The organism is Hymenobacter terrigena, assembly GCF_054776515.1.
On record NZ_BAAHBU010000001.1, the window covers coordinates 430,457 to 444,582 of the forward strand.

Consider the following 14,126-nt stretch of genomic DNA (forward strand, 5'->3'; position numbering starts at 1 on the left):
CCCTGAAGTCTCACTCCCAACCCACCGCTTTTTCACTGCTCGCCAGCACCGCATCCTATGCAACAAGATAAAATCGTCGTCGGGCTCGACATTGGTACCACAAAAATCTGCGCCCTGGTGGGCCGCAAAAACGAGTTCGGCAAACTCGAAATCCTGGGCATGGGCAAAGCCGTGTCAGAGGGCGTTTCGCGCGGCATCGTGCTCAATATTGACAAGACCGTAGACGCCATTAAACGGGCCATTCGGCAGGCCGAAGAACAGTCCGGAATTAGCATTGGAGTGGTAAACGTCGGCATTGCCGGCCAGCACATCAAGAGCCTCCAGCACAACGGCAGCATCACCCGGAACTCGCACGACACCATCGGACCGGACGACGTGGCGCGCCTCACGCAGGACATGTACCGACTGGTAACCCAGCCCGGCTCGCAAATCATCCACGTGATGCCGCAGGACTACAAAGTGGACTACGAGGAAGGTATTTCCGACCCCGTGGGCTACGAAGGCGTGCGCCTGGAGGGCAACTTCCACATCATTACGGCCCAGAGCACGGCCATCAACAACATCAACAAGTGCGTGACCAAGGCCGGCCTTGAAATCGCCGACCTGATTCTCGAACCCCTCGCCAGCTCCATGTCCATCCTCTCGGAGGAGGAAAAGGAAGCCGGTGTGGCCCTGATTGATATCGGGGGCGGCACCACCGATTTGGCCGTGTTCAAGGACGGCATTATCCGTCATGCCGCGGTGCTGCCCTTCGGCGGCAACATCATCACGCAGGACATCAAAACCGGCTGCAACGTGGCCCCCGGCCAGGCCGAGCAGCTGAAAGTGAAGTTCGGCAAAGCCATTGCCCAAGAAGCCAGCGACTACGAAATCGTGAGCATCCCCGGCCTGCCCAACCGTCCGCCGAAAGAAGTTTCGCTGAAAAACCTGGCGTACATCATCGAGGCTCGCATGTCGGAAATCATGGAGCTGGTGTATGCCGAAATCTACCGCATGGGCCTGCACGACAAGCTGTCAGCCGGCATTGTGCTCACCGGCGGCGGCTCGCAGCTTCAGAATCTGGAGCAGCTCACTGAGTACATCACCGGCCTCGATACCCGCATCGGCTACCCCAACCAGCACCTCGGCAAGAGCCGCATCGAAGCGGTAAAATCGCCGATGTACGCTACCACCGTGGGCCTCGTGCTGTCGGGCTACCACTCGCTCGACGAGCGCCAGGTGTCGCGCCCCAGCTACGAAGAGGAGCAGCCGGTGATTCCGACGTACTACGCTGCACCGGCCGCCGCTCCCGTAGCTCCGGCGCCCGCGCCCGTAGAAACCCGTGCTGCGCCCGCCGCTCCGGCCCCCGCGCCGCAGCCGGCCAAGCCCAAGGAGCCCGGTGCCGCCAGCCGCTTCTTCAAGGACATCATCACCCGCACCAAAGGGCTGCTGATTGACGACTACGACGATAAATCCTACTAAATCATTTAACAATTATCATTTATCATTTAACAATTGACGTTCTTGGTTTTAGATGCGTGCGTCTTTGCTGAAAATGTTAAATGTTAATTGATAAATGTTAAATGAATCTTATGAATTACAAATTCGATATTCCCGCCCAGAGCAAGTCCATCATCAAGGTGATTGGGGTTGGCGGCGGTGGCTCCAATGCCGTGAAGCACATGCACAAGCAGGGCATCAAGGACGTGGAGTTTATCATCTGCAACACCGACCACCAAGCGCTGCAAAGCTCCACGGTGCCCAACAAGCTGCAAATTGGCGTTGACCTCACCGAAGGCCTCGGCGCGGGTGCCAAGCCCGAGCGCGGCCGCCAAGCCGCCATCGAGAGCAAGGAGCAAATCCGCGACCTGCTGAACCAGGGCACCAAGATGCTCTTCATCACAGCCGGAATGGGCGGTGGCACCGGTACCGGCGCCGCTCCCGTAATCGCGCAGGTGGCGCAGGAGCTGGGCATCCTCACGGTGGGCATCGTGACGGCCCCGTTCATGTTCGAGGGCAAGAAAAAGCGCCAGCAGGCCGAAGAAGGCATCAAGGCCCTGAGCGAGCACTGCGACACGGTGCTGGTGATTCTCAACGACAAGCTGCCGCAGATTTACGGCAACCTGACGATGGGGGCCGCCTTCGCCAAAGCTGATACGGTGCTGACCACGGCCGCCAAGTCCATCGCCGAAATCATTACGGTGACAGCCGATGTGAACGTGGACTTTGAAGACGTGAAAACGGTGATGAAGGACAGCGGGGCCGCCGTAATGGGCAGCAGCGTGACCGAAGGCGAAAATCGCGCCCGCCGCGCCGCCGAGGAAGCCCTGAACTCGCCGCTGCTCAACAACACCGACATTCACGGCGCACAGCGCATCCTGCTCTCCATCATGTCGGGCGTCGAGCACGAGTTGGAAATGGACGAGCTGACGGAAATCACGGAGTACATCCAGGAGAAAGCCGGGCAGGACGCCGAGATGATTTTCGGCCACGGCATCGACGACAGCCTGGGCCAGAGCATCCGCGTAACGGTGATTGCTACCGGTTTTGCCCGCGACGCGCACTCCATCACGACCCCTGCAATGGGTGGTGGTGCCTCGCACGAGCCGGTAGCGGCTCCAGTTCCGGTGGCCGAAACGCCGCGGCCCGAAACGGCTCCTGCTACGCCCGCTACTTCGGCCCCGTTCGTGCCCAGTTTTGGCACGCCGGAGCCCGCCCGCGTTACGTTCGATTTGAACGGCCCTTCGGCACACAACATGCCGCCGCTGGCCGGCATTCCGGCTAGCGCCCCGGCCGAGCCCGTGCTCACGTCGAATGCGCCAGTTCCAGCGGCTGGCCCGGAGGCCCACCGCCCGCGCCCGGCGATGGATGCGCAGGCACTGGAGCGTCGCCGTCGCCTGCAGGAGCTGAGCAACGGCCTGCCGCCGGAAGCCGTGAGCCAATATGACACGCCTGCCTACCTGCGCCGCCAGGTGAAGCTGGAAAACGTGGAGCCCAGCTCAGCCCAGAATATCTCCCGCTTCAACTTATCGGATGATAACGAGCTGCTGGGCGATAACCGGTTTCTGCACGACAACGTGGACTAATTAATTAGTCTAAGTGAAATAAAAAGGCCGCCGCTAAAATTTCAGCGGCGGCCTTTTTATTTGACGTAATTATTGAAATTTACGCGTTCGGCGTTGCGTAGAAATCGAAGTGTTTGTATTCCAACATTTCTTCCTTGCGCTTGATGGGAATGATTTGCGTGGTGGCAACAAAGTCGGTGAAATAGAACAACGAATAGCCGAGGGATTGCAACAAATTGAATTGCTCGAATTTCTCTTCGTCGGAATTCTTGCCGAAGCATTCGGAAATAATTACCGGCTTGTATTTGGTGATGAGGCTGGAAATAGAGCGAATTATTTCCTTGTCGTAGCCTTCGGTGTCGATTTTAATTAGCGTGAGCTTCGGGAGAAAATCGGGGTATTCTTTTTCCAGAAAAGACTCCAGGTTGACGCCTTTTATTTTGGTGCTGAGGGAGTATTTGCCGTGTTTGTTGTTCGGCGTTTTGGAAATGCCGCCGTTGTTGAAGGAGGCTTCGGAGGAGTTGTAGTAGAATTCGTCGTCCTGCTCGGAGATGGCGAGGTTGTGGGCTCCGATGCGCACGAGCTCGGAGTTGAGCGTGGCGTTGCGTTGCAGGATTTCGAAGACGTAGGGGTTGGGGTCAAAGCCGAGGGTGAGGCCGCTGGAGCCGGTGGCGAGGGCCATTTGCACGGTGGTGTGGCCAATATTGGCCCCGATGTCGATGGCGAAGTCGCCGGGGTGGAGGAATTTCTTGAAAAAGTCAACCGTCTCCTTGGTGAACACCTTCTTTTCAACCAGCGGATTTTCCCAGTTGGCGAACTGTACCTGCCCGTTGCCGATGCCGGGAATGGCGAACGTATCGAGCACCATGGGGTGCTTTTGGGTGATGCGGCGGGCCATTTTCCGCTTGAAAGAGTTGATGAGGTAGTTGAGCATGGGGGCTGATTTAAAACGGAGGAAGGACTTGTTAAGCCAAATGTAGGAGATTTTGCCGGGTGGCTTTCGGCAAAGCTTGGACCGTAATCGGGTTTGAAACCGGTATCAGATTGCGAAAAAACCGCAATGGCATTATCAGGAATAAGCCAGCCGTTCTTTCCAGCGGTTGAGCGGCGCTTCGAGCCAGCGCCACGAGGCAGCGGCCATTATCAGCAGCAAGGGCAGCAGAACGGTTACCATTGCCCCTGGGCTCAGCCAGAAAGCCCGTAGGCTCACGCCGTGCTCACCCGTGAGCGGAAACAGCCGAAACACGGCCCGCTGGTAGAACACTGGCAACAGCAAGTGGTAGAGGTAGCAGCCGTAGCTGCGCTGGCCCACCCAGCGTAGGGCGGTAAGCAGGCGGTTTTCATCGGCGGGGCGGGTGGCTTGGTGCAGGGCCCAGTTGAGGGTGAGGGCGGCGGGCAGGCAGCCGGCGCTGGCGTAGATGAGCAGCCAGGCGTAGTGCGACTCCGTGAGGTAGAGCGCGGCCCAAAGGGCAGCCCAGGCCAGCCAGGCCAGCACGACCCATTGGAAACGGGCCAGTCGCCGCACCATCGGCAACTGCTCGACGTGGCGCAGGATGGCGCCGGCGGCGAACAAATCGAGGCAGCCAGGGAGCAGGGCGAAGGCCAGGTCGGGTCGCACCCAAGTGCTCCAGGCGATGCGGAAAAGCAGGCCGGCGACGGCCACCAGCGTCAGCCAGCTTACCCGCTTGGGCACCACGGCCAGCAGCACCGGCCACAGCAGGTAAAACTGTTCATCGACGGCCATGGTCCAGTAGTGGCCCACGCCTTCGCCCCAATGCTGCAAGCGGTAGAACAAGAGGTTGGACACCGGCACCACAAACCAGCCGGGGTATTGGTGCAGCGTGACGAGCGGCAGCGCAAACCCCAGCGCCAGCGACAGGTAATAGGGCGGGAGCGTGCGCACCAGCCGGCGCAGGTAGAACACACCCAGCCGCCGCGGCCAGCGTCCGGGCGCGCCCACGTACACCTGCTGCTTCCAGACGATGCCCGAAATAAAATAGCCGCTGAGCACAAAAAACGTCATGCTGCCCATGAGGCTCATGGGGAAGGACGGCAGCGTCCAGTGGCCGACGACGACCAGCAGAATGGCCACGGCGCGCACGGCATCCAGCCCGGGGCGGTAGGCGAGGGGGCGGGCGGTAGGCGGCATGGTGGAAGGAATCGGGGTGGTGAACGGAGGGCCTGTCATGCGGAACGCAGTGAAGCATCTGAGCAATGCCGGTTAATTACCGTTTGCCCAGATGCTTCACTGCGTTCAGCATGACAATTTAATACAGCCCTAGCCCACGGTGTGGTACACGGCCTGCACGTCCTCGTCGTCTTCAAACTTCTCGATGATGGTCATGATTTCGTCGAGCTGCTCGTCGGTGAGGGCGACGGTGGTGTTGGGCACACGCTGCAGGTTCACGCTGACCACGTGGCGGCCCTGGGCTTCGAGGGCCTTCTGCATCTGGCCGAAATCGGTGAAGGCAGTTTCGACCACAATGAACTTGTGCTCGGCGCCGTGCTCGTCTTCCTCGGTGGTTTCGTACACGTCTTCGGCGCCGAAATCAATCAGCTCCAGCTCCAACTCGTCACGGTCGAGGCCTTCGGCGGCCAGTTTGAATACACCTTTGCGGGTGAAAGTGTAGTCGCTGCTGCCGGCGGTGCCCAGCGTGCCCTCGTTGCGGTTGAAGATGAGGCGCACGTTGCTCACGGTGCGGGTGGGGTTGTCGGTGGCGGTTTCGATGACAACGGCCACGCCGTGGGGCAGGTAGCCTTCGTATACCACTTCGGCGTAGTCCTTTTCTTCCTTGCTGCTGGCGCGTTTCACGGCGGCTTCCACGCGGTCCTTGGGCATGTTCACGCCTTTGGCGTTTTGCATGGCGGCGCGCAGGCGGGCGTTGGTGTCGGGGTTGGGGCCGTTTTCCTTCACGGCCATCACGATTTCCTTGCCGATGCGGGTGAAGTCTTTCGACATTTTATCCCACCGCTTCATTTTGCGGCCTTTGCGAAATTCGAATGCGCGTCCCATTTGCTGTGACTGAGTAACTGAGTGAATGAGGATTGGAGGCGCGCAACCGGGGCTGCGCGGGCTTCAGCGAAGTGGGTTTCGGTGAAACGGGCCGCAAGTTAGCCAGAAGGCGCGGGGGGAGCCAAATGCCGGGCTCGAACCAAGCTAACGGCGGCGCTTTTTGCCGGTTTTGGTGGGCAGGGCCGATGCGGGAGGCGCAGGCTCGGCGGCCACTAACTCGTACACGCCTCGGTTGCCGGCCGGGTAGCCGAGGATGGTGATGGTGAGGTGCCGGGTGGCGGGGTCGAAGCGGAAGGTGCCGCGCTGCACATCGGCCCCCTTCTGGTCGCGGAAGGCAAAGCGGATGCTGTCGCCGGCCAGGGCAAACGTGCCATCCTGTTTGAACAGCATTGGGCCGTTGTTGCCGGGGATGGTGAAACGCTTTTCGTAGGTACCGGCCGGCCGTAGGGTGAGCGTGCCGCCCACGCCGCTTACCTGGGTGGGCGGGTCGAGGCTGGTAGTGTCGTACACGGTGTAGGCCGTGTATTTATAGGTGGTGTAAAAAGTTGGCGATGATGCCGGGGTAGTTTGGGCCGGCGACTGGGCACTCGCGGGCAAAACCGGAAGCAGAGTAGGGGCGACAAGCAAAAGCAGCCAAAAACGGGAGAGCATGAAGGCGAAGGAATGAGTAGCGTCCGAAAAAGTGCGCCGAAGGTAGGCCCCGGCGGGGCTTGGACCAGCTGAGAGCGAGTAGCCAGCTGACAAAGACAGTGCCCGGAAAAGCATATTTGTAATTGCCGGATTTCTATTTAACTATGCGGGATGGAAAGCCTTGGTACTGAATTCAAGCGGGTGGTTGGGGGGAGTGTCAATTACTGTTTTCGGTGGTGCCGCAGTATCGGAGCCGCCGCGCTGCTGACATTGCTGGCCGCGGGCCCGCCGCCGGCCGATACCGCGCAGGTGCGTGCCCTGCGCCATCAGGCCCAGCAATTGCTCCGCGAAGGGCATTTCGACGAAGCCCAGCCCTTGCTGCTGCAGTCGAAAGACTTAGCCCACCGCCTGAATTTCCGCGAGGGCGAAGCACTGGCCCTGCGCATGCTGGGCAAGGCCGAGTTGGTGCACGGCACCCTGGCCCGCGCCCGCGCCTACCTCACTGAGGGCGTGGCCCTGGCCCGCAACACCCCCGGCCAGCCCGCCTTGCCCGATTTGCTGCTGGCCCTGGGCCAGGCCGCCAACGAGCAGGACGATTACCCCGGCGCCCTGCGCGCCTGCGAAGAAGCTCTGCGTCTCTACCACGCCCGGGGCGAGGTACGCAGCGAAGCCCAAACGCGCAACGGCCTAGGCATCATCTACAGCAGCCGCAGCGACTTTCCCCGCGCCTTGGCCGCGCTGCTGCCTGCCCTGCGCCAGGCCCGGGTGTTGCGCGATACCCTGCTGCAAGTCAATTGCTTGAATAATATTGCCAACGTGTACCTGCGGCGGTTCGAATACCAGCGCGGAATAGATTATCTGGAGCAGGCCCTGCCGCTGGTGCGGCACCAGCCCAACCCCGGCGCGCTGGCCGACTGCCTCACCAACCTCGCCAACGGCTACATGGCCCTGCATTCGCCCAAGGCCGAAGGGCTGTTTCGGGAGGCTATTCGGGTGTCCGAAGGCTTTGGCGAGAAGGCGCAGCTGGGCGTAGTGCTGAGCTCGTTTGGCGACTGGCTCGACCAAGCGCACCGACTGCCCGAAGCACAACGCGTGCGCGAACGAGCCTTGCAGCTCCTGCAAGCTGCTGGTGACCAGGATAATTCGGTGTATGTGCTGAACGAGCTGGCCGACATGGCCGACCGCCTCCACCAGCCCGCTAAAGCCGAAGCCCGGGCGCGCCAGGCGCTGGCCATTGCCCAACGCATCGGCAGTGCCAACGCGAAATACGAAGCCACCAAAACCCTGGCTCACGTCCTCAAGCAGCGCGGCGACTACCGCCAGGCCCTGGCCTACGCCGAGCAGGCCCAGGTCGCGCACGATACCTTGTTCAGCCAGGCTAAAGCCGAAGAAATCGGGCGCTTGCAGGGCGATTTCCAACTTAGCCAGGAGCGAGACCACGCCCAGGTGCTGGCCCGCACCGCAGAGGCCCAGCAATTGCGCCTGCGCCAGCAGCAGCGGGAGTTGTGGGGACTGGGGCTGGGGCTTTTAGCCGCCGCACTGGTCGGGCTGACGCTGTGGCGACTTAACCGCCTACTGGGCCGCAAAAACCAGCAGATTGAGCAGCAGCGCGCTGAGCTCACCGTCCTGAACGCGACCAAAGACCAGCTGTTTTCCATCATCGGCCACGACCTGCGGGGGCCGCTGCACTCGCTGCACGCCTTTGTGGGGCTGCTGAGCGGCCCGCCGCTGCCGCCCGAAAAAATGGCCCAGTACACCCTGCGCCTCACCCGCACCCTCGACCACACGCTGGCCCTGCTCGAAAACCTGCTGCACTGGGCCGCGCTGCAAATGCGCGCCACCGCCCCGCCGCAGCCCGAGAACCTGGCGTTGGCGGCCGTGGTCGAAGAGAATTTCGAACTGCTGAGCCCCACCGCCGAGGCGGGCCAGGTGACCTTGCAGCACAACCTGTCCGGCGAAGAGCACGTCTGGGCCGACCCGTCGGCCGTGCGCCTGGTGCTGCGCAACCTGCTTTCCAACGCCATCAAATTCACGCCGGCGGGCGGCACCGTGCTGGTTTCGGCCCAGCGAGTGGCCGGCACTTGGCAGCTGGCCGTGGCCGATACCGGCGTGGGCCTGCCCGTGCCCACGCCCCGCCAGGAGGTGCCGGCCGAAACGCTGGAGCGCCGCGCTGCCGGGGCGGGCCAGCCCCGCAGCTCCGGCCTGGGCCTCAAGCTGAGCCGCGACGTAGCCCTGCGCAACGGCGGCCAGCTGTGCATGGCCAGCGCCGGCCCCGGCCAGGGCAGCACGTTCACGCTCGGCCTGCCGCTGGCAGAAGTGCCGGTGATGGCTGAAACAGCGGTCCGACATTAGCCAAAATGTTGGCCGCTAATTGCCTATGAAGATTTTCCGGGATGGCGGCTGAGCAACCGCTGCTGCACCACCTGCGCCAGCACGCCGTCGCGGAAGGTGTGGCCCAGCGGCACATCGACCTTGCCCACGCGCACATCCTGGGCGGTGACGGCGCTAATGTGCCGGGCATTGACCAGGAAGGAGCGGTGCGTGCGCACGAACAATGCGGCCGGCAGTTGCTCCTCCATGTGCTTGAGGCTGACCAGCGTAATGTGCACCATGCCGTCGAGCAGGTGCACTTTTACGAAGTCGCGCATGGCTTCCACGTAAGCCACATCGGCGTAGTGGAGCTTTAAATACTGAAGCTCGGTGCGGATGAAAAAGGCGTCGGTATCGCCAAGTGGTGGCGGAGAGGGCTCGGGCACCGCCGCGCTGGCGGCGCGGGCGCGCAGCAGGAGCAGGGCCTTGTCGATGGCCCGCAGAAACCGGTCGAACCGCAGAGGTTTCACCAGGAAATCAACGGCGTCGAGGTCGTAGGTGGGCAGGGCGTACTGCGGGTGCGAGGTCATGAATATGACCAGCGGCGGCTGGCGCAAGGCACGCACCAGGTCGAGGCCGTTGAGGCGGGGCAGCTCGATGTCGGTGATGAGCAGGTCGACGGGCGTGCGGGCCAGGTGCTCGAAGGCGGGCAGTGGGTCGTCGTAGCTGCCGGCCAGCGCCAGGGAGGGAATTTGCTCCACGAAGCCGGCGGCCAGGTCGCGCACCAGCAGGTCGTCGTCGAGAACCAGGCAGCTGAAGGGGGCGGGGTGAGAAGCGAGCATGAGCGAGAAGCGAGCACCGCGGCGTACGGTTTATCGACTACGTGGCAAGTACGTCGACTTTCCGCGGGCCTTACTCGACTTTGTTATCGACGCAAGGTAGCGCGCGGCTACTTTTTGTGCCAATAACGGGCATTTACACTGGTTCTGCCCACTGTTTCACTCTTTTTCCTGCTCTATGTTCCCTTCCCTTACCCGCTCCAAAATGATGGTGCCGGCCTTCATGCTGCTGGCCCTGGCCGGCCGGGCCGAAGCGCCCAAGCCTACCGTGCTCAAAACCGGCACCTTAGTGGTCCTTGAAACCACCAGCCCGCTTTCTTCAAAAGATGCCCAAGTAGGCCAAAGCGTTTCGCTGCGCGTGAAGTTCGATGTAGTGATAAAGGGCCGCACCGTAATTAAGGCCGGGGCCGCCGGCAGCGCCCAGGTAGTGGGGGCCGAACATCGCAAAGGCATGGGCAAGGAAGGCAGCCTGAGCATCAAGCCCAGCGTGGTGCAGGCCGTGGACGGCCAGATGGTGCCCCTGAGCAGCAACGCCGTGGGCCAGGCCGGCAGCGACACCAAGGGCGCTACCATTGGCTTGGCCGTGGCCCTGAGCCCGCTGTTTTTGCTCAAAAAAGGCAAGGATGCCACCATCCCGCCCGGCTACGAGATGCAGGCCAACGTGGCCACCGATATTGAAATTGAGTAGCGAATAGCTGGCTCTGGACTGGCAAAGCCTGCCTCTTTCCCGTGTTGTATTCGCGGGCTGACTGATTACCGATTACCAGCCGGGGCGCGCAAGTAATTCCTGTAGTGGTCTGGGGCGGCTGGTTGCTAAACTGGCGGCCGCAGACCACCGCTGTTTCCTGGCCGCCCTGCCTGATTAATTCGACGCCGCACAAAAATGACGCTTAACCGAAGCTTCAGCACCGCAGCTATTCAATAATTTGGGTATTCAGGCCGGCATTTCCTTAATTACTAAACAGTATTGCCTACTTGTATTTTTATGAACAAGTTGCTAATTACCTTGCTCTTATCAATGATGGCTGGTGTGGCCTGTTGCCAGTCCGTAGCGCCTAAAAAAAAGCCTGGCGGGTCTCCGGCGGCTTCCCAGTCGGTGGCACCCACAGGGTTGCCGCCCAAGTTCTTCGGCACCTATACCTACATGGTGTACCTGGTGTACGACCCCGCTCACAGCCAGCAGCCCACCAACACGCGCGGGGTAAGCGGCACCCTCACGTTGGGGGCCGCGGGCAGCTACGAGAAGAAGCTGCAAATTCCGGGGCCCTACGGCAACTACCACTTCGACGAAACGGGGCGGTACACCATCAAGGGCAAGAACATCGAGTTCACCTATACCGATTCGAAAGGCAAGCCGGTAACCTACGGCGGCACCTTCGGCTACAGCGAGCCCGCCCTGTCGCTGAGCATGATACTGAACCAGGATGCCAGCGGTGGCCGCGAAGTATTTGGCCTGGTGGTGAAGGGCTCCGAGTCCGTGAAGCGCACATTCAACGACGATGGCACGGTGAAGCTGGGTAGCTAGCTTGTCTGGTAAGGTATTGTTTTTTAAAAAAATGGCTCATTGCATTTAGCAAACTTTACTCCCCGGCAAGCTCATGAAACTCCTCGTCTTTTGGCGTAGCGCTGTGCGCTGCGGTGCGCTGTTTGGCGCGGTGTTTTCGATTGGGGCCGGGCCAGGAGCCGCCGCGGCGGGGCCGGCCGTGGCCTGTTCCACGCCGCCCGTTGCTTCGGCCGCGCCATTGGCGGGCAAAGTGGTGGGAGGGAAGCCGGTGGGCCTGTTCTTCATGACGCGCTACATCATGGCGTTTCACTCGCTGGAAAAGGCTACCTATTACTTCACGCCGGCTGGGCAGGTGTACAACAACCCCGTCGATTTCACGCCGGCCAGTCTGGCCGGCTTGCCCGCCAACGCCCGCGGCACCTACAGCGTGGCCGGCGGGCAGCTGCTGATGAAATGGGCCGATGGCAACACCTCAAAGGCCAGTTTTGAGAATCCCTCCACCAACTCCTTTTCCTGGGATATGGGCATTTTCGTGGGCATGGGGCCATTTGCCAATGCCCGGCAGCTGGTGGGCGCCTTCGAGGGCGGCAACTCGGTGAGCAGCAGCAGTGGCTCGGCGGCGGCCGTGAGCGGCCTCACCTTCCGGGCCGATGGCAGCTACAGCGGCAGCAGCGCTTCCTCGTTCACCACGAATACCAGTGGCAGCAATGCCCACGTCGGCAGCTCGGGCGAGGCGACGGGCCGCTGGGCTCTGGCCGGCTGGACGCTCACCCTCACCGATGCCGCCGGCCGCACCACACGTGGCGTCGCGTTCCCCATCGAAACCAACGAAAAAACCGGGCAGGTGACGCGATTTTATTTCAACAACGTGGCCTACAAGCGCCTGTAAGCAAGCCGAAAACCGAAAAGATGCAATATCAACCCAACCCGGCCCAGCTTTCCTTCCGAAGCGTTTGGCGGCCAGCCGTGCTAAGCTTAGGCCTATTAAGCCTTGGCCTGATGAATGCTGCCGCTCAGCCCGCTTACCAGGGCCCGCCCGGCGCAACGGTTTTTGCCAAAGCGCAGCAGCTGGAAGCCGCCGGCAACAAAGCCGCTGCCGCCGCTGCCTACCAGCAAGCTTATGAGGCCTACATGAGCGTGGACGACTCCGACGGCATGACCAAGGCACTGGCCCGCCGGAATGCCGTGGGCGGCGCGGCCCCTGGTGCGGCCGTGCGCCCAGCGGCTGCCGTCCCACGCCCGGCTGCACCCGGCCCGGCACCTGCTGCGGCCCGGGTGCAGCCGGCCGCCAACCCCGCCGCTGCGCTCGCGCCTGTCGTGGCACCCTTGCCCGGCCGGACCACGGGCGGTAGACCGGTAGGCTTGTTTTTCTTTATGGATGTGTTTAATAATGAAAAAGTTTACTACTTCACGCCGGCCGGCGAGGTGTATGTGGACCCGGCCAATTTTTCGCCTGCGGGCCTGGCTGCCGTCGACCCCCGTTTGCGCGGCACCTACGCGGTGAATGGCAGCCAGATGACGGTACGCTGGGCCGCCGGCCCGCCTTCAACCTTCAACTACCACTCCGACCCAACCGGCTTCAGCTGGAACGGCGGGTTCGTCTGCGTAGGGCCGTTCAGCAGTGCCCGGCAGCTACTGGGCACGTTTGAGGGGCGCAACGCCGCCGTGAGTGTCACCGCCAGTTCGCTGGCGGTGTATCGCACGCTCAATTTCAAGGCCGACGGCACCTTCACCCGCGACAACCTCACCGATGGGCACCTGGAAGCGAATACCGGCTCGGTCACCAACGTTTCGTCGGCTTCCAGGCAAGCGGGCCGCTGGAGCCTGAACGGCTGGTTTCTGACCCTGACCGATGGGCAGGGCACCATTCGCAACCTGGCCTTTCCCACCAGCCTGGACGAAAAAACGGGCAAGGCCTATTACTTCCGTTTCAACGGTACTACTTACAAAACCACGGCCCGCTAGAAATCCAACAGTTCTGCTTAGTTGCTGATAATTATAATCCTACGCTTATGCTCCGGCTTCATCCCCTCATTTTTCGTGTCGTCGTGCTGAGTTTATTAAGTGCGGGCCGTGCTCAGGCGCATTCGGCCGTGGCACCCGGCCCGGCGCCGGTGGCCGGCCATATGGTCGGCAATAAGCCGGTGGGCCTGTTTTTCGTGACGAAGTCGGTGCTGGGCAACTTTATGACCATGAGTTACTATTTCGGCCCCGATGGCCTGGCCTACGAAAACCCTGTAGGCCTGAGTGCGGCCGAGCTGGCCGCCACGCCTGCCAAATCGAAGGGCCGCTACTCGGTGACGGGCAAAACGCTGTCCATAGCCTGGAACGGCTATCCCAAGCCCGAAACAGCCGAAATGAACATGCTCGGCGGCGGCTTCAGCTGGAGCGGGGCGAGCATTTTCTCGGCCGTGGGTTCGTTCAAGAGCCCCAGCCAGCTGGTGGGAAAATTTGAAGGCGGTACCTCCACGGTTGCTTCGGCGATGGGGCAGGCCACGGTTTCGAAAACGCTCATCTTCAAGGCCGACGGCACTTACCAGGGCAGTGGCGTAGCCACTGTTGCCTCCGTGACGGACCGCAGCGTGGCCGAAACCGGGGGCACCTCGGCCAACGCCGGCCACTGGCGGCTCGATGGCTGGTTTCTGACCCTCACCGATGCGCAGGGCCACACGGTGCGCGACGTGGCCTACCCGGTGGGCGACGGCAAAGGCAAGGTCACGTTGTTCAATTTCAACGGCATGGCCTATTCGCGGCAGTAGTCCGGAAGTGCCGCTCCGGCTGCCCCG

13 protein-coding genes are annotated in these 14,126 nt (G+C 61.7%); 8 read left to right on the forward strand and 5 right to left on the reverse strand.

Going from position 1 to position 14,126, the window contains the following annotated elements:
* Nucleotides 1–57: 57 nt before the first annotated feature.
* A complete protein-coding gene (gene ftsA, locus ACYU7Q_RS01640) occupies nucleotides 58–1,461 on the forward strand; it encodes a cell division protein FtsA (protein WP_460607692.1) in 1,404 nt (467 codons plus the stop codon).
* A gap of 110 nt (nucleotides 1,462–1,571) precedes the next feature.
* Nucleotides 1,572–3,065: a cell division protein FtsZ gene (ftsZ, locus tag ACYU7Q_RS01645; protein WP_460607693.1), complete on the forward strand. Its 1,494-nt coding sequence runs from the start codon at nucleotides 1,572–1,574 to the stop codon at nucleotides 3,063–3,065.
* Nucleotides 3,066–3,144: 79 nt separating this feature from the next.
* On the opposite strand, the gene ACYU7Q_RS01650 is transcribed toward ftsZ, so the two are convergent.
* The 4 genes from ACYU7Q_RS01650 to ACYU7Q_RS01665 all read right to left on the reverse strand — a co-directional run bounded on the left by ACYU7Q_RS01650 (nucleotide 3,145) and on the right by ACYU7Q_RS01665 (nucleotide 6,708).
* Entirely contained in the window at nucleotides 3,145–3,978 is an 834-nt protein-coding gene (locus ACYU7Q_RS01650; protein WP_460607694.1) for a class I SAM-dependent methyltransferase, read from the reverse strand.
* A 135-nt stretch (nucleotides 3,979–4,113) separates the two neighbouring features.
* Nucleotides 4,114–5,193 (reverse strand): acyltransferase family protein, encoded by a 1,080-nt coding sequence (locus ACYU7Q_RS01655; RefSeq protein ID WP_460607695.1) that lies wholly within the window; start codon nucleotides 5,191–5,193, stop codon nucleotides 4,114–4,116.
* Nucleotides 5,194–5,322: 129 nt separating this feature from the next.
* Complete coding sequence (locus ACYU7Q_RS01660) at nucleotides 5,323–6,057, reverse strand: YebC/PmpR family DNA-binding transcriptional regulator (RefSeq protein WP_460607696.1); 735 nt, start codon at nucleotides 6,055–6,057, stop codon at nucleotides 5,323–5,325.
* 144 nt (nucleotides 6,058–6,201) lie between these two features.
* Complete coding sequence (locus ACYU7Q_RS01665; RefSeq protein ID WP_460607697.1) at nucleotides 6,202–6,708, reverse strand: hypothetical protein; 507 nt, start codon at nucleotides 6,706–6,708, stop codon at nucleotides 6,202–6,204.
* A gap of 249 nt (nucleotides 6,709–6,957) precedes the next feature.
* On the opposite strand from ACYU7Q_RS01665, the gene ACYU7Q_RS01670 reads away from it, so the two are divergent.
* The gene (locus tag ACYU7Q_RS01670; RefSeq protein WP_460607698.1) at nucleotides 6,958–9,039 is read left to right on the forward strand and encodes an ATP-binding protein; all 2,082 of its coding nucleotides are present in this window, start codon (nucleotides 6,958–6,960) and stop codon (nucleotides 9,037–9,039) included.
* Between the two features lie 23 nt (nucleotides 9,040–9,062).
* Here the strand turns inward: ACYU7Q_RS01670 and ACYU7Q_RS01675 are convergent, their stop codons facing one another.
* Complete coding sequence (locus ACYU7Q_RS01675; RefSeq protein WP_460607699.1) at nucleotides 9,063–9,839, reverse strand: LytR/AlgR family response regulator transcription factor; 777 nt, start codon at nucleotides 9,837–9,839, stop codon at nucleotides 9,063–9,065.
* A gap of 175 nt (nucleotides 9,840–10,014) precedes the next feature.
* On the opposite strand from ACYU7Q_RS01675, the gene ACYU7Q_RS01680 reads away from it, so the two are divergent.
* From ACYU7Q_RS01680 to ACYU7Q_RS01700, 5 genes are all read left to right on the forward strand, one after another.
* A complete protein-coding gene (locus ACYU7Q_RS01680) occupies nucleotides 10,015–10,524 on the forward strand; it encodes a hypothetical protein (RefSeq protein ID WP_460607700.1) in 510 nt (169 codons plus the stop codon).
* Nucleotides 10,525–10,821: 297 nt separating this feature from the next.
* Nucleotides 10,822–11,361 (forward strand): hypothetical protein, encoded by a 540-nt coding sequence (locus ACYU7Q_RS01685; RefSeq protein WP_460607701.1) that lies wholly within the window; start codon nucleotides 10,822–10,824, stop codon nucleotides 11,359–11,361.
* A 73-nt stretch (nucleotides 11,362–11,434) separates the two neighbouring features.
* Nucleotides 11,435–12,229, forward strand: a complete 795-nt coding sequence (locus tag ACYU7Q_RS01690) for a hypothetical protein (RefSeq protein ID WP_460607702.1) — start codon at nucleotides 11,435–11,437, stop codon at nucleotides 12,227–12,229.
* Between the two features lie 110 nt (nucleotides 12,230–12,339).
* Nucleotides 12,340–13,305, forward strand: a complete 966-nt coding sequence (locus ACYU7Q_RS01695; protein ID WP_460607703.1) for a hypothetical protein — start codon at nucleotides 12,340–12,342, stop codon at nucleotides 13,303–13,305.
* A gap of 83 nt (nucleotides 13,306–13,388) precedes the next feature.
* A complete protein-coding gene (locus ACYU7Q_RS01700) occupies nucleotides 13,389–14,099 on the forward strand; it encodes a hypothetical protein (protein WP_460607704.1) in 711 nt (236 codons plus the stop codon).
* Nucleotides 14,100–14,126: the final 27 nt, after the last annotated feature.

Bases quoted from the DNA above. Each gene is read 5' to 3' on its own strand.
- ACYU7Q_RS01650 (WP_460607694.1), bottom strand. From the start codon at position 3,978: ATGCTCAACTACCTCATCAACTCTTTCAAGCGGAAAATGGCCCGCCGC.
- ACYU7Q_RS01660 (WP_460607696.1), bottom strand. From the start codon at position 6,057: ATGGGACGCGCATTCGAATTTCGCAAAGGCCGCAAAATGAAGCGGTGG.
- ftsA (WP_460607692.1), top strand. From the start codon at position 58: ATGCAACAAGATAAAATCGTCGTCGGGCTCGACATTGGTACCACAAAA.
- ACYU7Q_RS01680 (WP_460607700.1), top strand. From the start codon at position 10,015: ATGTTCCCTTCCCTTACCCGCTCCAAAATGATGGTGCCGGCCTTCATG.
- ACYU7Q_RS01665 (WP_460607697.1), bottom strand. From the start codon at position 6,708: ATGCTCTCCCGTTTTTGGCTGCTTTTGCTTGTCGCCCCTACTCTGCTT.
- ACYU7Q_RS01690 (WP_460607702.1), top strand. From the start codon at position 11,435: ATGAAACTCCTCGTCTTTTGGCGTAGCGCTGTGCGCTGCGGTGCGCTG.
- ftsZ (WP_460607693.1), top strand. From the start codon at position 1,572: ATGAATTACAAATTCGATATTCCCGCCCAGAGCAAGTCCATCATCAAG.
- ACYU7Q_RS01685 (WP_460607701.1), top strand. From the start codon at position 10,822: ATGAACAAGTTGCTAATTACCTTGCTCTTATCAATGATGGCTGGTGTG.
- ACYU7Q_RS01675 (WP_460607699.1), bottom strand. From the start codon at position 9,839: ATGCTCGCTTCTCACCCCGCCCCCTTCAGCTGCCTGGTTCTCGACGAC.
- ACYU7Q_RS01655 (WP_460607695.1), bottom strand. From the start codon at position 5,193: ATGCCGCCTACCGCCCGCCCCCTCGCCTACCGCCCCGGGCTGGATGCC.
- ACYU7Q_RS01695 (WP_460607703.1), top strand. From the start codon at position 12,340: ATGAATGCTGCCGCTCAGCCCGCTTACCAGGGCCCGCCCGGCGCAACG.